General features: G+C 62.7%; 19 protein-coding genes and 1 pseudogene. 8 read left to right on the top strand and 12 right to left on the bottom strand.

Translation table 11 applies throughout. The features are described from left to right. The 3 genes and pseudogenes from tkt to UAJ10_RS28965 form a co-directional block, all read right to left on the bottom strand. A complete protein-coding gene (tkt, locus tag UAJ10_RS28975) occupies positions 1-2,019 on the bottom strand; it encodes a transketolase (protein WP_416235414.1) in 2,019 nt (672 codons plus the stop codon). An 11-nt stretch (positions 2,020-2,030) separates the two neighbouring features. Continuing rightward, positions 2,031-2,905, bottom strand: a pseudogene (locus UAJ10_RS28970) (phosphoribulokinase). Positions 2,906-2,922: 17 nt separating this feature from the next. After that, positions 2,923-4,068, bottom strand: a complete 1,146-nt coding sequence (locus UAJ10_RS28965) for a class 1 fructose-bisphosphatase (protein ID WP_322918848.1) — start codon at positions 4,066-4,068, stop codon at positions 2,923-2,925. Between the two features lie 140 nt (positions 4,069-4,208). Between UAJ10_RS28965 and UAJ10_RS28960 the strand changes: the two genes are divergently transcribed. The 5 genes from UAJ10_RS28960 (at position 4,209) to UAJ10_RS28940 (ending at position 7,588) form a co-directional block, all read left to right on the top strand. Next, positions 4,209-5,129, top strand: coding sequence for a LysR family transcriptional regulator (locus UAJ10_RS28960; RefSeq protein WP_322918847.1), 921 nt, complete (start codon positions 4,209-4,211; stop codon positions 5,127-5,129). 79 nt (positions 5,130-5,208) lie between these two features. After that, a complete protein-coding gene (locus tag UAJ10_RS28955) occupies positions 5,209-5,715 on the top strand; it encodes a hypothetical protein (protein WP_322918846.1) in 507 nt (168 codons plus the stop codon). 109 nt (positions 5,716-5,824) lie between these two features. Beyond that, positions 5,825-6,301: a hypothetical protein gene (locus UAJ10_RS28950; RefSeq protein WP_322918845.1), complete on the top strand. Its 477-nt coding sequence runs from the start codon at positions 5,825-5,827 to the stop codon at positions 6,299-6,301. Positions 6,302-6,400: 99 nt separating this feature from the next. Further along, a complete protein-coding gene (locus UAJ10_RS28945) occupies positions 6,401-6,628 on the top strand; it encodes a hypothetical protein (RefSeq protein WP_145753155.1) in 228 nt (75 codons plus the stop codon). Positions 6,629-6,667: 39 nt separating this feature from the next. Next, positions 6,668-7,588 (top strand): aldo/keto reductase, encoded by a 921-nt coding sequence (locus UAJ10_RS28940; protein ID WP_322918844.1) that lies wholly within the window; start codon positions 6,668-6,670, stop codon positions 7,586-7,588. Between the two features lie 288 nt (positions 7,589-7,876). On the opposite strand, the gene UAJ10_RS28935 is transcribed toward UAJ10_RS28940, so the two are convergent. The 5 genes from UAJ10_RS28935 to UAJ10_RS28915 all read right to left on the bottom strand — a co-directional run bounded on the left by UAJ10_RS28935 (position 7,877) and on the right by UAJ10_RS28915 (position 15,318). Further along, the gene (locus tag UAJ10_RS28935; RefSeq protein WP_322918843.1) at positions 7,877-9,424 is read right to left on the bottom strand and encodes a TniQ family protein; all 1,548 of its coding nucleotides are present in this window, start codon (positions 9,422-9,424) and stop codon (positions 7,877-7,879) included. An 11-nt stretch (positions 9,425-9,435) separates the two neighbouring features. After that, positions 9,436-10,473: an ATP-binding protein gene (locus tag UAJ10_RS28930; RefSeq protein WP_322918842.1), complete on the bottom strand. Its 1,038-nt coding sequence runs from the start codon at positions 10,471-10,473 to the stop codon at positions 9,436-9,438. Positions 10,474-10,485: 12 nt separating this feature from the next. Further along, a complete protein-coding gene (locus UAJ10_RS28925) occupies positions 10,486-12,636 on the bottom strand; it encodes a Mu transposase C-terminal domain-containing protein (RefSeq protein WP_322918841.1) in 2,151 nt (716 codons plus the stop codon). Then, positions 12,629-13,210, bottom strand: coding sequence for a TnsA endonuclease N-terminal domain-containing protein (locus tag UAJ10_RS28920; RefSeq protein WP_322918840.1), 582 nt, complete (start codon positions 13,208-13,210; stop codon positions 12,629-12,631). Before UAJ10_RS28920 ends, UAJ10_RS28925 begins: the two co-directional genes overlap by 8 nt. Positions 13,211-14,754: 1,544 nt before the next feature. Beyond that, positions 14,755-15,318 (bottom strand): hypothetical protein, encoded by a 564-nt coding sequence (locus UAJ10_RS28915; protein ID WP_322918839.1) that lies wholly within the window; start codon positions 15,316-15,318, stop codon positions 14,755-14,757. Between the two features lie 230 nt (positions 15,319-15,548). Here UAJ10_RS28915 and UAJ10_RS29990 point away from each other — a divergent pair, with 230 nt between their 5' ends. Beyond that, positions 15,549-15,929 carry a helix-turn-helix domain-containing protein gene (locus UAJ10_RS29990; protein ID WP_416235413.1) on the top strand — a complete coding sequence of 127 codons (381 nt, stop codon included), beginning with the start codon at positions 15,549-15,551 and terminating at the stop codon, positions 15,927-15,929. Between the two features lie 202 nt (positions 15,930-16,131). Here the strand turns inward: UAJ10_RS29990 and UAJ10_RS28910 are convergent, their stop codons facing one another. From UAJ10_RS28910 to UAJ10_RS28900, 4 genes are read right to left on the bottom strand one after another with little or no spacing between them, the layout of a single operon-like run. After that, on the bottom strand, positions 16,132-17,004 hold the full coding sequence (locus UAJ10_RS28910) for a hypothetical protein (protein ID WP_322918838.1): 873 nt from the start codon (positions 17,002-17,004) through the stop codon (positions 16,132-16,134). A gap of 44 nt (positions 17,005-17,048) precedes the next feature. Continuing rightward, entirely contained in the window at positions 17,049-17,393 is a 345-nt protein-coding gene (locus tag UAJ10_RS29985; protein ID WP_416235422.1) for a ubiquitination-like system serine protease family protein, read from the bottom strand. 5 nt (positions 17,394-17,398) lie between these two features. Beyond that, complete coding sequence (locus tag UAJ10_RS28905) at positions 17,399-18,814, bottom strand: ThiF family adenylyltransferase (protein WP_322918836.1); 1,416 nt, start codon at positions 18,812-18,814, stop codon at positions 17,399-17,401. Next, positions 18,811-19,725 carry a multiubiquitin domain-containing protein gene (locus UAJ10_RS28900; protein WP_322918835.1) on the bottom strand — a complete coding sequence of 305 codons (915 nt, stop codon included), beginning with the start codon at positions 19,723-19,725 and terminating at the stop codon, positions 18,811-18,813. Before UAJ10_RS28900 ends, UAJ10_RS28905 begins: the two co-directional genes overlap by 4 nt. Before the next feature lie 116 nt (positions 19,726-19,841). Between UAJ10_RS28900 and UAJ10_RS28895 the strand changes: the two genes are divergently transcribed. Both UAJ10_RS28895 and UAJ10_RS28890 read left to right on the top strand, forming a co-directional pair. After that, the gene (locus UAJ10_RS28895; RefSeq protein WP_322918834.1) at positions 19,842-20,195 is read left to right on the top strand and encodes a helix-turn-helix domain-containing protein; all 354 of its coding nucleotides are present in this window, start codon (positions 19,842-19,844) and stop codon (positions 20,193-20,195) included. A 3-nt stretch (positions 20,196-20,198) separates the two neighbouring features. Continuing rightward, the gene (locus UAJ10_RS28890) at positions 20,199-20,774 is read left to right on the top strand and encodes an ImmA/IrrE family metallo-endopeptidase (protein WP_322918833.1); all 576 of its coding nucleotides are present in this window, start codon (positions 20,199-20,201) and stop codon (positions 20,772-20,774) included. The last annotated feature ends 198 nt before the right edge of the window (positions 20,775-20,972 follow it).

The raw sequence follows: 20,972 nt of genomic DNA, 5'->3' as shown, positions 1-20,972 counted from the left end.
TCATGGTGCGGCGACGCGGGCGCGGACGGCGGCCATGATGGCGTCGACGGTGATGCCGAAATGGCGGTAGAGGTCGGGCGCGGGGGCGGAGGCGCCGAAGCCCGCCATCCCGATGAAGGCGCCCTGGTCACCCAGCCAGCGGTCCCAGCCGAAGCGCACCGCCGCCTCCACCCCGATGCGGGGGGCGTTGCCCAGGACGATGGCGCGGTTAGCCGGCGGCTGGCGCTCGAACAGCTCCCAGCAGGGCATGGACACGACGGCGGCGGCGATGCCCTCGTCGGCCAGGCGCTCCGCCGCCTCCACCGCCAGGGCCACCTCCGACCCGGTGGCCAGCAGGGTGGCGTCGCGCGGGCCTGGCGTCTCGCGCAGGATATAGGCGCCGGCGGCGCTGCGGTTCCAGGAGGCGTCACGGCGCAGGGTGGGCAGGTCCTGGCGCGACAGGCACAGGGCCGACGGCGTGCCCCGGCTGTTCAGCGCCAATTCCCAGCATTCCGCCGTCTCCACCGCGTCCGCTGGGCGGAAGACATTCAGGTTGGGCGTGGCGCGCAGCGTGGCCAGGTGCTCCACCGGCTGGTGGGTGGGGCCGTCCTCGCCCAGGCCGATGCTGTCATGGGTCAGCACATGGATGACCCGCACGCCCATCAGCGCCGACAGGCGGATGGCGCCCCGGGCGTAGTCGGAAAACACCAGGAAGGTGCCGCCATAGGGAATGATGCCGCCGTGCAGGGCCAGGCCGTTCATGACGGCGGCCATGGCATGTTCCCGGATGCCATAGTGGATGTAGCGTCCGGCGTAGGCGCCGGCGTCCATCACGTCCATCCCCTTGGTCTGGGTCAGGTTGGAATGGGTGAGGTCGGCCGATCCGCCCACGGTTAGGTCGGTGACGGCGTTCACCACGCCCAACACCAGTTGCGAGGCCTTGCGCGTGGCCATCTTGGGTGCCGTCTCCACCAACTCCTGACGATAGGCGGCCAGGGCGTCGGTCAGGGCCGATCCCGGCTCCGCCGCCATGACGCGCCAGAAGTCGGCGCGGGCGGGATGGGCGGCCAGCCGCCGTTCCCAGGCCTCGCGTGCCTGACCGCCCGCCTGGCCCACGGCGCGCCAGGCGTCGCGGATGTCATCCGGCACGGCGAAGGGCGGGCTGTCCCAGCCCAGGGCCCGGGCGGCGGCTTGCGCCTCCTCCGCGCCCAGGGGCGCGCCGTGCACGCCGCAGGTGCCGGCCTTGGTGGGGGCGCCATAGCCGATGACGCTGCGGCAGGCGATCAGGGTGGGGCGGTCGCTGGTCCGCGCCCGGTTCAGGGCCGCCTCGATGGCCTCATGGTCGTAGGCGTCCACCCGCTCCACCGCCCAACCCGAGGCTTTGAGGCGCGCCAACTGGTCGGTGCCGGTGGACAGCCGCGTGGGGCCGTCGATGGAAATGCCGTTGTCGTCCCACAGAACCACCAGGCGGGACAGGGCCAGATGGCCAGCCAGGTCGATGGCCTCCTGGCTGATGCCTTCCATCAAGCAGCCGTCGCCGGCGATGACATAGGTGCGGTGGTCGACCAGGGCGTCGCCTAAGCGGGCGTTCAGATGCCGCTCCGCCAGCGCCATGCCCACGGCGGTGGTGATGCCCTGGCCCAGCGGGCCGGTGGTGGTCTCGATGCCCGCTGCGTGGCCGTATTCCGGATGGCCCGCGGCCTTGGATCCCAGCTGGCGGAAGCGTTTCAGCTCCTCCACGGGCATGTCGGCATAGCCCAGCAGATGGTGCAGGGCGTATTGCAGCATGCTGCCGTGGCCGGCCGACAGGACGAAGCGGTCGCGGTCCGGCCAGTCGGGCCGCGTCGGGTCCAGGCGCATCACCCGGGTGAACAGCACGGTGGCGACATCGGCCATGCCCATGGGCATGCCGGGGTGGCCGGACTTCGCCGCCTCCACCCCCGCCACCGCCAGCATGCGCACGGCGTTGGCCATGCCGGCCAGGTCAGGGGTGTCAGGCTCGGCGCTTTCAACCTGACGCAGGGATAGGGTGGGGGTCATGCCTGCCTCCTTCAGCCGGCGCGGCGCTTGCGTTCGACCAACTGCAGGATCAGCGGCGTCAGGATCAGCTGCATGGCCAGGTCGAGCTTGCCGCCCGGGATGACGATGGAATTGGCGCGCGACATGAAGCTGCCGGCGATCATGGACAGCAGGTAGGGGAAGTCGATGCCGCGCGGGTTGCGGAAGCGGATGACGACGATGGATTCGTCCGGGGTCGGTATCCACCGCGCGATGAAGGGGTTGGAGGTGTCGACCGTGGGCACCCGCTGGAAATTGATGTCCGTCTGGGTGAACTGCGGGCAGATGTAGCGGACATAGTCCGGCATGCGCCGCAGGATGGTGGTCATGACGTCGTCGGTGCTGTAGCCGCGGCTGGTGCGGTCACGGTGGATCTTCTGGATCCATTCCAGGTTGATCACCGGCACCACGCCGATCTTCAGGTCCGCGTGGCCGGCGATGTCATAGCCGTCGGCCACCACCGCGCCGTGCAGGCCCTCATAGAACAGCAGGTCGCTGGGGCCGGGCAGATCCTCCCAGGGGGTGAAGGTGCCGGGGGGCAGCCATAGTGGTCCGCCTCGCCGGAGTCGTGGACGTAGTGGCGGGTGCGGCCCGTGCCGTCGTCGCCATAACGGCGGAACAGCTCCTGCAACTCGCCCAGCAGGTTGGCGTGCGGACCGAAATGGCTGAAATGGTGATCGCCGTCCTTGTCCGCCTGGGCGATGGCCTGCTTCATCTGGGCGCGGTCATAACGGTGATAGGCGTCGCCGTCGATGCAAACGGCGTTCACCCCCTCACGCCGGAAGACGTGCTCAAAAATCTGCCGGACCGAGGTGGTGCCGGCCCCGGACGAGCCGGTGACGGAAATGATGGGATGGCGGATGGACATGGGGCTGGGTCCTTCCGTCAGGCGCGCAGCAGGCCGCGCTGCCCGAACAGGGGCGCGCGATCGGCCAGGAGGGGCGGGGCGGCATGGTGGTTCGCCACCCGCTCCACCTCGGCGCGTGACCCGAAGACCAGGGCCGTGCGCTCATGCAGATGGCCGGGCGTCAGGTCCAGGATGCGGGTTTGCCCGTCGGTGGCGGCCCCGCCGGCCTGCTCGATGATCAGGGCGATGGGGTTGGCCTCATAGACCAGACGCAGGCGGCCGGTGCGATAGCCGGGGCGCTCGTCCGTGGGGTAGAGATAGACCCCGCCCCGGCGCAGGATGCGGAAGGCGTCGGCCACCAGGGACGCGATCCAGCGCATGTTGTAGTTCTTGGCCCGGGGCCCGTCGCAGCCGGCCAGGCAATCGTCGATATAGCCCCGGATGCTGGGCGCCCAGTGCCGCTGGTTCGACGCGTTGATGGCGAATTCCTTCGTCTCCGCCGCCACCGCGACGGGGCCGGCCATGCGGACGAATTCCGCCGGGGGCGTGGGCGGCGGCGGGGCGGCCCAGCCGTTGCCCGCCTGCACCGCCACCACGGGCGCCACCGGCCGCTTGTCCAGGAAGAAGATTTCGGTGCCGGCGCCCAGGGTCAGGACCAGGGCGGTTTGCGGTCCGTAGACCAGGAAGCCCGCCGCCAGCTGGCGGTGACCGGGCTGCAGCAGGGCCGCCGCCGGGTCGGCCGCGTCCTCCACGCCCAGGATGGAAAAGATGGTGCCGACCGAGACGTTGGTTTCGATGTTGCTGGACCCGTCCAGCGGGTCGATGGCCACCGCCAGCGTACCCGCGGGGTTCAGCAGGACGGGGGCATCCGACTCCTCCGACCCCACCACCGCCACCGGGGCGCCGGCCAGGCGGTCGATGACGATGTCGTGGGCGCGCAGGTCCAGTTCCTTCTGGGTGTCGCCGTTGCTTTCGCCGCGCACCGCCGCCATCTCGCCCGCCAGGGGGCCCATGGCCACCAGGTCGGCGATGGCCAGGCCGGCGTCGGCCAGGGCCAGGATGGTGCGGACCACGTCCGCCCGCCGATGGGCCGCGCCGTTGCGGGCCATACCGTTAGGAGCCGCACCGTTGAGGGATGCGCTCCAGTCGACCAAATGCCGTGCCAGTGTCGTGGCGTCCGCCATGATGTCCTCCCGCTGTGGGCCGGGTTCTCTCGTGCCCCCGTATCGTTCTTGAGGGGAAGTGTGCGGACGATTGCGCCGTTAGAAAATTCGAATAAACTTAGCGTCTCATTCAATTTTCCTGAAATAGGGGCTCGGGGGACATGCGCAACGTGACGCTGAAGCAGCTGCGCGCCCTGGCGGCGGTGGCGGAAGCCGGTTCGGTGACGGCGGCGGCCAAGCGCCTGCACGTGACCCCGCCGGCCGTCACCATGCAGGTGCAGGCGCTGGAGGATCTGCTGGGCGTGCCGCTGCTGGATCGGCTGGGCGAGCGCTTCAAGCCCACCGACGCGGGGCGCGAGGTCATCGAGACGGTGACCCGTATCGAGGCGGAGCTGCACAACTGCGCCGCCGCCATGGAGGCGCTGCGCAACCTTTCGGGCGGCCGCGTGGCGGTGGGGGTGGTCAGCACCGCCAAATACTTCGCGCCCTACGCCCTGGGCGCCTTCCGCGCCGAATACCCGCAGATCGAACTGTCGCTGATGGTGGGCAACCGCGAGGACATCATTGCGGCGCTGAAGGCCGACAGCATCGACATCGCCATCATGGGCCGCCCGCCCCGGGATCTGCAGGTGGACATGCATGCCATCGGCGACCATCCGCACATCATGATCGCCCCGCCGCACCACCCGCTGGTGGGTCGCCGCCACCTGAAGCTGGCGGAATTCGCGCATGAGACCTTCCTGGTGCGCGAGGTCGGGTCCGGCACCCGCATGCTGATGGAATGGTTCTTCGCCCAGGCCGACCTGCACCCCCCCATCAGCATGGAGGTGGGCAGCAATGAGACGGTGAAGCAGGCGGTGATGGCCGGCCTGGGCCTGTCCTTCATCTCCGCTCACACCATCGCCGCCGAACTGGAAAGCGGCCGGCTGGCGCCCCTGGATGTGGAAGGCCTGCCCATCGTGCGTCAATGGTTCTTGGCCAAGCGATCGGACAAGCGCCTGGCGCCGGCGGCGGCGGCCGTTAAAGCATTTCTGGTGGAGCGGGGCCGGGAGTTCCTGCCCAACGTGAAGCCCATCGCGTGATGGATACTCTTTCGGTCCGCTTGCGCGGGACGGGGAACACGTCCAGATCTGGACGGGGGCGGGCAGGAGCCGCCCAGCCATGCCGATCCGCCGCCTTCCCATCCTCGTCCTGTGCCTGTCCACCCTGTGCCTGTCGACCCCGTACCTTCTGGCCGCCCGTCCGGCGGCGGCGGGGGCGCCGGCCGAGGGCGTGCCGGCCTGCAACTACCAGCCGTTCGAGCCCGGCCCCGGCCGGTTGCGCATGGGCTGGGTCACCCTGGACCTGGGCCCCAGCGACAATCCCAAAACGCCGGAAACCTGGCGCGGCCCCATCATCCTGAGCCGGCCGGACCGCAGCTATTGCATCACCGACCTTCACACCGGCGTGCTGCAGCGGCCGTTCTTCACCGATGGCCAGAGCTTCGTGATGACGACCTATGCGGCCGAACAGCAGACGGTGTTCTTCATCGACGCCGCCTCCTGCCGCGTGCTGTGGAAAAGCCCGGCCTTCTCCGGCGACGTCGCCTTGACGGCGACGGTTCTGCACACCGGCCGCAAGGCCTGGAAACTGGGCCCGCACTGCCTGCCGGAGGCTGACGTCCCCTAATCCCGTTAATGGCACCCTCTAACGGGGTAAGCCGGCGGAACGGGGTGGCAGGGGCCGGTCGAAGGCGGATCTTATTGGGCAGACAGGCTATTCCAAGGATCGCCCGCCCATGATCAAGCCCGCCAAAACCCTGGTTCCCTTGGTCGCCCTGCTGGCCGCCCCCGTTTCCGTCGCCGCTCAGGCCGCCCCCCAGCGCCACTTGCCCGTGGTCTGCCCCTATCAGCCGGTGGAGCCCGCGTCGGGCAAGGTCCGCGCCGATGTCCTGACCCTGGACCTGGGTCCCGCCACCGGCGGGGAGGCGAAGTCGTGGAAGGGGCCGCTGACCATCAGCCAGCAGGACGGCACCACCTGCACCGCCGACGCCGCCGTGGCCCCCATCGAGGGCACGCTGTACAGCGACGGCCAGCACCTGCTGGTGACCACCTCGGCCGGCGGCAGCCGCAAGGTGGTCGTGCTCAGCACCACCAGCTGCCAGCCCTTGTGGAAAAGCGGCAGCTTCACCGGCGCCGTCTACCTGAAGGACGGCCAGCTTTACACCGGCAAGACCGCCAACAAGCTGAACCCGGATTGCCTGCCGCTGCCGTGACGGCGCCGGGGCGCTTCCTTTTCGTGAAATGCCGCTGGCGGCGCGCGCTCCCTTTGGGCGATGATCCCGCGACAATCCGTGAGGGAGCGCGCACCGCCGATGATCGACCAGAACGGCCAGCCCGTCCGCAAGGCGGCGCTGAAGACCTACCTCGACACCTATAACGCCGGCGTGCGCGGCTCCAAGGAGTTCGGCGCCCTGCCCCGGGCGCTGGTGATCATTTGCGATGGCCTGACGCCGGGCAAGACGACCTATGTGAAGTGCGTGGACGGCCAGGTGCAGCTATCCCGCCGCAAGGACGGCTCGGTGGTGGGCGGCGGGCTTTAGGCGGGTGCCGACTCCAGAACAAGTAAAAGGGATTTGATCATGTTGGGACGTCGTACCGTGCTCGCGGGCGGTGCCGCCGCCGCGACCGCGCTGGCCTTCGGTGGCGCCCGCCGGGCCCTGGCCGCCGCGGCGCCGGCCATTCCTACCGTGTCCATAGGGCCCAACGTGTCCATAGGGAACGGCGTGGCCATGCCGGCCCTGGGTTTCGGCACCTATGGTCTGCGCGGCGACGTTTGCCGCAAAAGCGTGGCCGACGCCATCGCCGCCGGTTATCGCCTGATCGACACCGCCAAGGTCTACGTCAATGAGGAAGAGGTGGGCGCCGGCATCCGGGATAGCGGCATCGATCGCAAGGCCCTGTTCGTGACCTCCAAGATCTGGGTGGACGACGCCGGCTATGAGTCCGGCAAGCGCGCCTTCCAGACCACCCTGGACAAGCTGGGCCTGGATTACCTCGACCTTTATCTCATCCACCGGCCACGCGGCGACCTCGCGGGCGCCTGGCGGGCGATGGAGGAACTGCATCGCGCGGGCAGGATCAGGGCCATCGGCGTCAGCAATTTCGATGACGCTCAACTGGCCAGCCTGGCGACCCACGCCACGGTGAAGCCCGCCATCAACCAGGTGGAAACCCACCCCTTCTTCCAGGAGATGGCGGCGCTGGGCGCCCTGACGGGGGCCGGCATCGTCATGGAGGCCTGGGCCCCCTTCGCCGAGGGCCGCAACGGCCTGTTCACCAACCCAACCCTGCAGGCCATCGGTCGCGCGCACGGCAAGACCGCCGCCCAGGTCACCTTGCGCTGGCACCATCAGCGCGGCGTGATCGCCATCCCCCGCTCCTCCAACCCCGCCCACCGGCGCGAGAACCTGGCCATCTTCGACTTCCAACTGAGCGCTGACGAGATGGAGCGGATCGCCAAGCTGGACCTGAACCGGTCGCAGTTTCCGGAATGGACGTGAGGAGCCTGAAATGATTCAAGGGCCCGCCCCAGCACGTCTGGGGCGGGCCCTTGAGTTTTAGGCCTGGCATATCCCGGGCGGTGGTTATGAAGCGACAGATAGATTGCCGCACACCATCAAGCAACCCATTGATAAATAAACGGCATATTTGGTCACCGGCAAGAGGTTTGGCCGATTCGGCAGCAAAGTCTGTCCCGCTCTGGCGCGTGTGCAAAAAAAGGCCCGCCGAATGGCGGGCGGGGAAACCGGTATGAGAGGGAAGGGCAGATTAAGGAGCCGTCATTGCTCCTATCCGGTCGGTCCGGAAAAAGACTCAGCCAAGGAGAAGGTGGCGTCTCTAAGCCTGTCTCGTACCTCGGCCGGATCGACTAGGATGGAAAAATAGCCTTGGAGATCGGGGTCGCGACTTACGTGGATTAGCCGCCGCCTCAGCAGCAGATCCACGACGGCTGCCGCGCTTGTACGTGCAGCTTTGGCTGCTTTTGGAATATTTACCGAGCGACTGGGAGGGATGGCAGTCGAAATAGCGTCGATCGTCAATCGCCTGAGGAAGTCATCGAGGTGCCGTTTGAGAAACAGAGGTCTTATGGCGACGCTGCCTTCCTCCGTAGCGTAGGGGACGAGAGTGTCCGCCCGGATCAAGACCGCCATCTGTGACCGAGACGTTTTCAAGTAGGCCCGGGCCGCTTTTTGCGACATCAACTCACCAATCTCCTCAAGGAAATCGGAAACGGAGTTGTCGGCGGGAAATGTTACTCGGTGATCGCTTAGCTCTGCGCTCTCCCGTCCAATGATACCTCTCGTAATCAGCAGCTTTCGCAACCGCTTGGGGTGCTGCTTGGTTTCCTTGGCCAGCGTATGAATGGACCAGATGCGCCGTCTGCCGACGGGGGTGCCAAAAACCCTATTTTTGACTCCAAAAGGTATCGTACGAAGGAGAAATGCGCTGATCACCTCCCGGGCCAAATGATAGGCCGGGTCGGTATCATTCTCAGCCAGCCACTCATACATTGGGCCAAGAAGGGACTTCGGGCCGGCATCGTGCCTGCTGGACCAGAACGCTTTGACTGGTCCTTCCAGAAAACGCTCAAAGCCCGCAGGGCCATCCTTGAGGATATCCCAACCCGCACTGCCAGCTCGTTGGAGTTGGTCGTCTGTCAGCAGCCCGCGCCGAGTTGCCAGCCCGTATAGCTTTGTACAGCCTACCACCTCGGTTAACCTGGCTGCGGCGTAAAGCGGAAAATGATCCAACCAGTCCCTTTGTTTGTTGTGACGTCCGGAAAGGCGGGCGAGGAGATATCGTTCCAGTTGAGAGGGCGATCGTAGAACCGCATGGGTAGACGGAGTGTCGAGTTCCCGCAGCGCCTCCCCTATGGCCTGTGAAAAATCACCCCGGTTAGTCCGCGGGCTCAACTGGCTGAAGCTGACCAGAGCGCGACCGTGCTCAGTGCATGTTCGGATTGTTGTTAGATGCCACTCCGGCCGCTGGTACGGAGCCGCCGCTCCCAGATGAGGCCAAGCTGCGAGATCGCTGCTCACGCAATCTGGGCAGAACCGGATGCCCGATCGGAAAAGCTCCGTTCGAGTGATGATCTCCTGGCCGATCTCCACAATTCTAAGGTTGGGGCGCCGGAACGTGTGGCAGGCCAGCTTTTCGGCATCCACGCCGCCCAACCGGGCTATCTCGGCGATTGCGGTCGGGTCTCCCTTTAGGATGAGGGAATACTTCAACCCCATGTCCTCGCAGAATTCCCATGCGTTGATGCAGCCGTTCCGCCTAGCGAGGCGGGAGGCGAAACTTGTGGCGGGTTCCCGGTCGCCCAGCGGTACGGTCAAGCGGAGGCGACTCATCTCGCGCCTCGCTTCCGCCGTCGGATGCTCTCGCTAGCTTGGATTTCGGCAATGGGGGACTGCCGGTTGTCTCTCGGGTCAATGAGGTCCCATTCGGCCGCCAGGAAAATGTTCTGTTCAGGTGAACAGCCGCGCTGTCGCATGAATTCGCGGGCGAAATCCTCTATCCCTACGCTGCTTCCCGGCCCGGCACGGTCGAAAGCAGCCATTATGGCCTGCCGAACCAAGGCGATGATGGTTCCGAATTCGCCCTCTCCCGCCCGGCAGAGCCGATGCAGGAACTCGTCGGTCTGGAGACCATCCATACCAACGCCAGCATGAACCCGAATGATATCGGTCAGCAGCGTTCGAAGCATCTCCGCGTGCTTGGGGAAGGATAACGGGTCGAAGCGTAGGGTTCGGCTCCGCCGCTCCACCTGCCGATCCCGGCCGACGAACGCCGACACAGTTGGCAAGCCGGAAAGGATCAAGCTCACCGGCCAGTCGCGCTGTTGCATTACGCTCTTCAGGACATCGCACAGCCGCGTCAGTTCGCTATCACCGCCTCGCCCCATCGCGTGGTGCATCTCGTCAATCCAAATGAATCGGGTCCCTGTGAGAGCAAGGTGTTGGCGAACCTTTTCCCACAGAATGTGCTCGGGCATCTCTTTGGCGAGCGGATAGCCCAGGCCCCGCAGCGTGGCCCTACCCAGTTGTTTCAATGTGGATGGCGAGGGGGCGGTCACCGCCAGCAGAGTGCCTGAGTCAGCAAGGCCAGGCAGGCGCGCCAGGGCTCGTTCAATGGACCAGGTTTTGCCGGCTCCAGGTTGGCCAACCACCGCCAGCATCCGACCTTCAGGATGCCCTCCCTCGATGGACACGAGAGTGGTATCGACCAACCCTTGCAGTTCGGCCAGAAGCGCATCGTCACGCCGGGTGTGGATGTATTCTTCGGATATTCGGCCCCAAAGCTGAGACCGTAAGGTGCGCCGCTCGTCCATACCGGTGACGAGCGGCGCGAGGGAGCCATGCTCCCTGGTCGCGCCGCTGCTCATATAGATGAACCTCTAGGCAAAAAAGTCGTCAGCGACGTCACTGGCGTTCAGCGGAACCGTCGGATGTTCTTCGCTGTACCCATCTTCGGCTGGGGTGACGGGCGGTTCCTCCAGGAAATCTTCGTCGGCCACGCCCTCGCTGCCATCGCCGAAGCTGAAGGTCCGGAACAGGGTTTGATCGAGACGTTCGAAATCGTCCGTGCCCAGGATCGGTGAACCCAACTCCGCCCGTGCCATCGCCATGTCCGCTGTACCCCTGATTTCGGCTAAAGCCTGCCGGACCACTGGGATTGAGAGTTTGGCCGTGTCGGCGTGTTGGCGCTGTAGGTCCTTGGCCGCCGCAATCCATTCCCAGTAGGACACCCCCGCGAGGTCAAGGCCATCGACGGCCGGTGGCACTGATAGCCACCCTTCCTTGGTTTTGACGGAGACTGAGCTAAGGTCGAAGCGATCGACCCGGACGATCACCGGTTTCTGGCCAACCACGCGGCGGAGTTGCTGCAACTGCTGGCTCTGATAGTGAATCCCGAAGACTCTGATGCCGCGGTTCTGAATTCGCCGCTCGCAGGGGATGCCAAATATATGGCGTTGCCGGTGCCGGTCTGGGGGTGGAAGGACGCCATATTTGCTGGTCAGTCGTAGCCAGGCATTCCGTGGCGTTTCTCCGAATAGGCCGCCATGCGGAAGATTGTGGTACGCATCGACCACCCAGCAAATGAGGGTTCGGTTGAGTTCCTCGAGATCGATACAGGCGTTCCCCTCGGAGTCGTACTCGCCCCTCCTGACGATATTTTCAAAGGTCTGGCCCGGAAAGTGACTAGTGAAGCCTGTCTGCAGTGTTCGGAAAGATCGCTCGATGCGTGCCCTCATCTCCGCCAGCCCAGATGGCGGATAGAAGGCTGTGGCTCCGAGATCGGAAATTGCAGCTTGGGTCCAAATCGCGATGTTGGCCGCCCCTGAGTCCATGGCGATCGTTTCCATCGTGCCGGCCATATCCCAGGGTGTCCGAGCGCCCGCAGCTTGAGATAGCTCCGTCTTGTCGCTGACAGCCATTTCCAGCGTGGCAATAGCGGTGGCGGAGGAAGGGCTCTCAGAAAAGAGGCGTAGTCCGAGGAAACATCGGGTGGCGGTGTCGATCACCGCCCCTAACCATGTTCTACTGCGCACCACCATCGATTTTTGCTCGGGTGTTAATGTCGCCCAGATGCCGGCCTTGGTGAGTAGTGTCATGAGTGAAACGTTCCACTCGTCCATCTCCACGCGCTCCAAGGGTCGGAGGATGTGGAGACCATTTCGCACAATTCCGAACCGTTTCTTGGCCGCTTTCCAGCCCTCGCGGGCCACGCACAAGTGGAAAGGGTCGGTGACTTTGTTGATGAGGCGCTCGAATGTCCGCCGGCTCAGGCTTTCGATTACCGGCTCACCTTGTGAACGCCGCGCATCGTTGATGTCGGTGAGCGCCGTTTCATAGGCCAGGAAAAGCATGCACTTGGTAGGCCGGCGGCTATCCGCATATTGTGCGGCAAATCTTTCGGCGATCTCTGTCGCATCAACGCTCTTGCGATCGATGCTGCCACTGCGCTGATAGGCTGTGCGCAGGGACATAGGGTCATACCCGGAGGCTGCATAGACCTTAAGCCAACGGCGCAGCGTTCTGGGAGAGGGCGGTGTTCGGCTTTCCTCACCGCTTGAACCGCATCGCCTTTTCTTTCCGCCTTTCCGTTCCAGGGCGTCCGCCACCAAGTCGGCCGTGATCTGACGAATGCTTCTACCCATGCATACGTCGGATCTCGAGATGCTTTGGTCACGCGCCTCCAGGGTGAGGAAGCGATCGCAATAGCTCTGTCGCCACAGGACGATTGCCTGCTCCTTGTCATCCAGCTCCGAAAGCAGAGTCGAATTGGTCCACGTGCGCAGGCTCGCCCGTGTGGTGCTGAACCAATTTGGATCGACCCTGATTTGCTCTGTCCTGAAAAGCGTTTGGATTTCCGCGTGAGAGAAGCCCTCGGATACGTCGGGGGCTGCGAGCCGTTTGAACACGTGCCCTTGATCGTCAGTCGAGAATGGGACGTACTCGATTCCGCCGATCGTGATTCGGTCCTGCTTCCGGAAACGATAACGCACCGTCTCGTAAGCATCAGCGTTGGTGGGAGAGTCAGGCATTGGCTGCTTCCTGAATACGCTTCGTCGGGTGGTGTCGCACCAGAGCGGTATCGCTGAAGCGAACCAGGCGAACGAGTTCCACCGTGCCTTCATCAATGAGGTGAACCAGCGCATCCCATCCCCGGGCGCCGAGTCCGGAGAATCTGACCAAGTCGCCCATAGAGATGCTGCCCCGAATGCCACTTACCGTGTGCCGCATCCGGTGAACGTCGGCGGCGTTTCGGCTGCGGCGGGCACGCAAGAGCCACGACGCGTTAAACGCCCGATCACGGGTCAGATGCTGTTCCGTCCTGACGATGAAGCGATCAGCAAGAGCGCCCTTGGACTGCTGTTCTATGAGCGCCACGGTTTTTTGGATGCCGCTGCTTTCGATCTTCGCGGCGGGCTTTACGGCGATGGCGACCCTCTGGCCATCGGTGAGCGTGGCCAGGAAGTCGAACGTGTGGCGATGGTGGGTGCCGTCGGGTCGAACGTAGGTGACCGATGGGGGCTGGTCCTGGACATGCTTCACCCGTGGGTCGGTCAGGAGGATCTTCGCGCACTCTAGTTCCAGGGCGCTCTCGCAGACGATCACCCTATGGCTGGTTTGGTCGACTATGGCCGCACGGGAGATACCCCGTGATCGCGCCGGAGGGAGCCGGCTTGCTGTGCTCGGCGCCGGTGGCGACCAAAGGCTGCAAAGATCGCCAGCGGCTTGGTCCGGAACCAAATAGCTGGGGGATACAGGTAGTGGCTCAGTTGATGTCGGGGCTCCTCGCCGGCGGGCATGGAGGTGCTGGGCGATGATGCGTTCAGACATAAGTCCGCTCCTTCCGGGCGCTATTGCGGCCTGGATTGACTGAAGTTGGGCGTGAGAAGGCGTTCGCTGCGACTGGGTCGAGCGGTATCCAATCTCTTATGAGTGCAAAATTATGGAGTTGTCAGCCTTGCGGCGTTGTTGGAGCGCTACCTTGTGCTGGCAGAACCCCTGACTTCAAAAGAAAAGCGTGCCGGCTTGATGCCCGCATTAGTCAGGCAGAGTAAATGGCGGGTCGCGACATGCCGGCCGGCCATCATATCAAGCAAAAATCTGACCATGAGAAAGCGTCCGCTCCTTTTATGTTAAGGGAGCGACGGACAGAGACACGGCAATAAATCGCCATCGCACAAAACACTGGATCTTTGCCCAGTATTGCGTTAGCTTGACTTTGCGTGTGGTTCTGAGATGCCCGCCGCGACGAAACGTAGGGGAGTCAGCCCTGACGTCTCACAGAGTGCCTCGCCGCTTGCGGCGGGGCACTTGCATTTTGGGCTTTAGCCTATGAAGTCATGTTCATTGTCTATCTGATTGGATTTTACGATGTGAGCCGTAAACGGCTCACGGTCGAGTGACGACTCGCTTTGGCAATATATATGGTATGGCGAAAGCCTGTCCACGCATAATCTGGATAAATGCCGGAGCAAACTACCAATTTGTAAGTAGAAAATCCTATCTCTGTGTAATTCTCAAACCGATTTTTGTGGCTTAGATTGTTCTCTCGCTCGGGTGTGTTGTGTGCGACAGTTATTGTATTGAAATATAGTGAGTTTCTGGCCATCCCAGCCTGGATCTCAAACTTCGCTCCGAAAACAGCCCGGGCATTGGGGTAAAGGTAAGGCACTGATAATAAACAGAAAAATATCATCCGATGGATATCGATCGTTAGGCCTCAGTCTCGCCGCAGAGCATTTTTTTAGAGGAGGAAGTTCAAAGCGATATCCACCCTCCCGGCGGATTCGAGTGCTCAGGAGCATTCGCCTCAATCCGATTATTATCGATGCCACGGGAGCCGGAAAATATGTGGCCTTTATCCTAGAATAGCGCCGCAAAGGTTCCTGCCGCTGTCGCGCGCCCCCCGCCGCCGGGTCCCAGTCGCCCAATCGGGGGGCAGGTAGCTCTCACTGTCCTGTTGCCCCGGCGTTGCCCAGCCAACCTCAATGGCGTAGCTGCCCTGATTGAGACTGGACGCCTCGAAATCAAGAAAGGCGATCATGACCGGCGCCATTGGCTGAGAGGTTCACCGCAATCCCAAAATCCCTGGCCCTGTCCGCCCCACGGCGCCGGCCGGCAAGACAGAACCTTGCGAGGTGTCGAGGGTGTTATGCCTGCCTGTGATGCGGAACAATGGTGGCTTCGACGCCGCCGATGCAGTTGGCCAGCCTATGGGCCACCTGCGCCACGTCGGCCCGCGGAATGCGCAGCACACGGACTGGGCTCGTGCCGCTGCTCCGGACGATCGAGACTTCTCCGTCCGATGGGGCACCGGACCCGACGAACGAGGTGTAGGTGACCTGTTTGATATCAGCGAATCCGAACGTGTCGCCCCCCAGGTGAACGCGCTGGCCAGGCTCATCCACCATGAGAATGCCGCCGCCGGCGCACATGAACGATCGATAGATCCAGGTGGGGGTGAACTGACCCGTCGCGACCAGTTGGTGGGCGACCTTGTAGAATTGGGTGCCGAACATCGCGCGGAGACCGCACCAGAGCGATGCCGCCGCCATGAACAGCCCACCGAGGAAGAGGAGGCCGCCGAAGCCTCCAAGCGAAGGTCCGGCCAGCATGGCGAGGATCGACCCGCCCAACATCCAACCGCAGGTCGTGAGCGGGTTGCTGCCCAAGGTGGTCAGCCGGTCTTCAGGGGGAGGAGAGGTGAAGGACATGCCCGGCTCCAACGGAGAGGCCCCGGGGTGCTCCCGGTGCGCTTAGAGGTTCTTCGCCCGGCGTCGGAGGATACCGGCACGCGGTGTCCCAGAGACCGCCAGGCAGCTAAGGACAGCCACATCAATAACTGCTGCGTTCTCCGGGCGGCCCCCAGCGGGCGGCGTGATTTCACGGCAGTTTGCCGATTCAGTTATCAACGTGGCTGTCCTAAGTGCAAAATAGACACAACATGCATATTCTGACAACCGGCCGCACCGATAGAAGGCATATTGTGTCTATGTACATCATGCATTTTCAAGGGAGTAGGCTACGCCCTGTCCAGGCCCAGGGGGAGTTTGGCTTGGCGAACAAGGACCGTTTTGACCCGGACTACGCAGCTGTCGTTAAAGCGCTGGTCGCTGAGCGGAAGCGCCGGGGACTCACCCAGGTTGACGTCGCCGACCGCATGGGCACAACGCAATCGCTGATCTCCCGATACGAGCGCCTGGATGTCCTCTTGGATGTCCTGGATTTCGTTCGATATTGCGTCGCCCTACGGTGTGAGCCGGGGGCGTTCCTGAGTCAGTTCAACTGGTTAAAGTCCGTCGGGGGTGGGCCTCCGCGCCAGTAACTCAGAAGTGTCCACGAACGGGATAATGGACACGATAGTTGGCAAGTGCCGACGTCGGACGTGGAGTGAGGCGCTGAAGCGGGAGATCGTGACGGCGTCAATCGTCGGTGATCCCCAGCCGCACACTGGCCGGCAGCTCAACCTCGCAAGCGATGGGACCGAGGCCAATTCTGGCGCTATCCGATCTGCGCGCGACTTCCGGTTATGCTGTGGTATTTTGGAGCTCTTGCTGGAGATCGGCGGTAATGGCAAAGCCAAACCGATCAATGATCCGGGCCACGACGGGGGCGGTCTCCTGCGTATAGCGGACGCACCAAATTTGATCGTCCGGATCGTAGGTCCGGTCAGTAGCCTGGATCAGGCGCTTCAATTCGCTGATAAACGCCTTCACAGGACCGTCAGTATCGAAGACGACGCACATCGTTGGCTGTCGAGCAAATTCAGATATGGAGACTTCAGCCAGGAACGCAGCGCGAGCATGCTGTAGAAGCGCGTCGAGTTCAGCGTCCAGGGGGCAGTCGATTTCCCGGTCCCAAATATAATCGTGCTCCCGCAAGATGGCCAAGATGACGGGTCTCGTGGTTCCGTTGTAGGGGATCTCCCAACGGCTGCGCTTCTTATTGTAGAAGGGATTCGAGACGCGGCGCTCTCCATGCGCCAGGCTCCGCAGCTTCAGCTTAATGGCATCACTGAGCTTTTGGTCGTATTCACTGACGTTAATAAGGACGTTGGAGCGTTCAGTTGACAACGACGCATACCTAAATGGCCGTGCCGTGACGACCGGGGAAACCTTCAGGTCGATAGCACGGGAGTCCCGGAATAGGCGTTCGAGATTCAGCAGCTTTGCCTGGTCGCGTGTATAGTAGCGTGACAATTGGACTGCATACCGTCTCACGAACTCACGGCCTTTCGCGATCTCTACGTCACCCCACGCTATGCCGGCCTGGTTCATCGCGTCGAGGCGGTGACCCTCCATAGTGTCACTTTTGTTGAAACCTTTTCGATCTCGTCTGCGCGCCCCATCGCAAAGGCCCGCCAATACGCTGACGAGGTCCTCGACCGTGAAGCGACCCATTTGAGGCTCCGACTAGGTTGTTTGTAGAATTGAAATAAACGGTTCTAGGCCCGACACCACTCTATCCGGCCGCGCCGGACCCAGAAGTGCGACCGGCAGCCATCAAGGCGATTTATGGATGGGGACAGAGTCGGGCGTCCCAACCAGTCGACGCTCACAGACCACCGAGGCCTCCGGTTTTCCGCAAGGGACAACAACACCCGTTCGCCGCAGCCGCACGGGCACCGGAAGCAGGCCCATTTCTGTAAGGCGCCGTTGGTGACTACGAGCAACCGTCCGTCCACAAACTCTGCTGGACCGGGATGTTGCGGCACCGTGGCCGCGACGAGGGCCGGGCGTTCGATAAAGCCGAGTGCGACCAGGAAAAGCCGAATAAAGTCCACGATCATCGCCATCACCCCACCCTGTCGAGGAAGGGTTCGACATCGCCGCGACCCCAGTAAGTCTTGGAGATGCAAACCGGGCAGTGCTCATTCACCTTTGCCCCCGGCCGTCTGTCTTCGCAAAGGTGGAACTTGCGGACGCGGTTGGCGGTAGCGCCGTTCGGCCCGCGGAAGCCCTGCATGCGGTGAACAAGCTCATTAACCGCCATCAGGGCGACCTCGGTGGTGAAGGTGACCACGGCGGGTGCAGGATTGCCCTCTCCGGCCACGTAAGCCTCGCGCTTCTGGCGTTCGTACTCTGCCGGATTCATACGGCGAAGGGCTTCTGCCCGGGCAACGGAAGGGTCAATGACGCTCCGGCACAGCAGGCACGTATGACCGGGCAGTAAGACCGTTACCCTCCCGTCCAGAGCAAGGATACGGGGCGGTTCCTCCTTCCCCACCTCAATTGCCAGTCCCATGTCGATGACGGGTACCAGATAGAAGTAGGCAAAGCGGTTTAGGAGGGTGCGACCGTCGTGATCGTCGGTGCATCCGAAGACAACGTCGCAGGACTTGAGCGCATCACGGCAGGATGGATCGCCAATCCATGCCTTGAACGGAAGCGCCCGGATACCGAGTCCAAGGGCCGCAATCTCCCGGGCAACCACCTCTACCTTGGCCCTCATAGCGTCCGCGTCCGACTGCCGCGCACCATGCAGGCGGTTGAGATTGGTGCGTTCGACGATATCATCGTCGAACAGGGCAATTTGGCCGACGCCAAGCCGTGCTAGCAACATGGCCGTGGCGCTCCCTGTGCCGCCGCAGCCGACAATGCCGACACGCAACTGAGAGAGGTCCTGGCCGAGCGCTGCTCCAAAGGCGAGCACCTGACGCTGGAATACCTCGGATACGCTTCCATAGCCGCGGTCAGGATAGAGTAGGGAAACTCGATTGCCGACGGTACGGATCATCCGGAAAGGTTCCCATGCCGTGCGATCCAGCCACACCCTCCCGGCCATTCCGCCCCGGCCATCGGTAACGATACTGATCAGGGCAGTGTCGTCGCCGTTCCGGTTCCGTGCGAGTTGCCACAGGTCGGCCTCGTTAGCGTCATCTTGCTCGGAGAACTGAGCCTTACCGCCGGGGTGGGAATGGATGACGGCGAGGACGAGACCCTCCTGCTGGGCGCGTCGGAGGGCACGCACGAAGGACGCCGTGCTCCAGGTGATGTGCACCCTCGACGTCGAGACGACTTCTTCATCCGAGATGCGGATGATCTCATGGGACAGGAACTTTCGGTGGGCACGGCGATCCCACGGATCGGTTGTAATGGCGACTTCCCCGCACAACAGGTAGGCCGCCCGCTCGACGCCGTCGGGCGAGTCGAGAAGGGCGGTCAGTTCTTCGTGGTGGCTCTCCTGCAAAATGAAGCTGAAGGTGGTCACGCTGCCACCTCCAGGGCGCACTCGACCCGCTTCAGCATCGTCCAGATGCCGTCAATGCCGGGGCGCCATTCGTAATTGTGCCGGGACCAGCGCTGCCAGTCCTGGCCGAGGAAGATGTGCGACACGTCCGCCCTCGTCGGGTACCGGTTAACACCGACCAATCGGACCCAGGGGAGCAGATAGAACATGTCGGGCGCGAGATCGGGATAGCCGGGAGGGAGCATGACCAGCACGTCGGCCTTGTCAGCGTCGAAGCGGTCCTGCGGCATCCGCATGTCCCGGAAGATCACGCCCCGCTCGCTGCCCTGCGTCACCTCCTCAAAGACATATTTCTTCGATTCGAGGTACTTGCGGTCAGCGAGTGGGAGGAAGGTCGGGCCACTGCCTTCCGTCGTAGTCTTCTTGCCCGTGAAGAAGCGCTCGACGCCCGCCGTAGTGAGATCCGCTTCGTCCTCGTCGCCGACCAGGCGATCCTCGGCATCGTGCAATTCCTGCCAGACGTCGAAGGTCGTCGGGTCAACGCCCGCGAGTTCCTTCAACTTCTGTCCCGTGATGAAGGGCGCACCCCACTCGAAGCGGCGGCCATCCAGCATGAAGAAGAAGGCGCGGTCGGTCCTGAAGGTGTGGAAGCGTTCGAGGCCGGGCGCCCGTAGGTCCACTTGCTCATCGAGCCGGATCTCCTTCAGCATACCGTTGGCGAGCCGCTGCAGGAGGAGGAACTCCTCGGGCGGAAACTTGGCCGCCAGTTCGAGGAGCTGGCGCCCGGTGACGAGCGGATCGTCGATCACGAATCGCTCGTCGTCGATGCGGACCTTATAGTGCTTCACAGACGGTTTGTGCCGGGTCCGGTCACCTTTGGCCCAGATCTCAACGTCAATTTCATCGATGGTAGTCGAATCGGCATAGGCCATGGGCTTATCCTCTGATTGCTAGTCAGGCTGCCAATTGCTAGAGTGCAATTGCATCTGCCTCGATGTTGCAGATGTGACGCTCAATTGCAAGATAGAAATTTCAACGGGGGACAACCGTGGCGAAGGGACAGTTTGATGCAGACGCGTTCTATGCAGCGCTCGACGGTCAACGACAGTCGCGCCGGATCACATGGAAGAAGGTGGCCGAGGAATCAGGGGTGAGCGCATCCACGCTGACGCGCATGGCGCAGGGGAAGCGACCGGACGTTGACAGCCTTGCAGCGCTCACGGCCTGGTCTGGGCTGAAGGCGGACGACTTCGTCAGAGCGGAAGGCGTGGGCCGGGTACCTGCAGATACATTAGCTCAGATCACGACCTACCTGCGCGCCGACCCCAATCTGAGTCCAGAAGGCGTGGAGGCGTTTGAAGCATTGGTCAAAACGGCATATGAAAGGTTGCGGAAGGAGTAATAAATGTCCTTAAGACGTGGATTCAAGGCCGAGGCCAACGACTATGCCGTCGAGTTTCGCAAGGAACTTCGCCTTGATGCGCATGAGCCGCTGTGTCCCAGGAAGCTGGCGAAGCATCTAGAGATTCCGGTTTCCCGCCTGTCAGAATTCGCGTCCGATATACCGGAGCATTATTCCTATTTCACAGGCGTCGAGGGACGGAGTTTTTCGGCGGTTACCGTCTTTTTCGGAAGGATGCGGTTGATCATCCACAACGACTCGCATGCCCTTCCTCGCCAAGCGGCCAATATCGCCCATGAGCTCGCGCATGGAATATTGCACCATCCCCCGTCGCCGCCTCTCAACGAACATGGTTGCCGACACTTTGACCAAGGAATTGAGGAAGAGGCGAATTGGCTGGGCCCGGCATTGCTGGTGTCGGAGGAAGCAGCTATCCACGTCGCCAGGACCGGGCTGTCGGCTGAAGAAGCCGCGAAAGTCTACGGTGTAAGTGAAGAGCTGATGCGTATGAGGCTAAACGTCACTGGCGCATATAAACGAGTCCTACGCATCCAGAACTACTACGCCCGGCGCAAATAGAATACGATGAAATAGAGAAGTTAATATTCTGATTTTTTTCTGTATTATGGGAAATGGAGCTGGTATTGGTATTTCTCAGTATCAAGACTCCGGAATGGCCCTAATGTGGATCTGTGTACTTGAGGGTTCTAGCCAGACTATGTGGTGCGTCCTATAAGTGAATTTCCTGCCGGATCTGCAATTACATTGATTTTCTTT

Origin of the sequence: Nitrospirillum guaranorum, from assembly GCF_034653275.1 — a bacterium.
Classification (GTDB): domain Bacteria; phylum Pseudomonadota; class Alphaproteobacteria; order Azospirillales; family Azospirillaceae; genus Nitrospirillum.
Note: the sequence above shows the minus strand (reverse complement) of the source record. Positions and strands in the feature narration are given on the sequence as shown.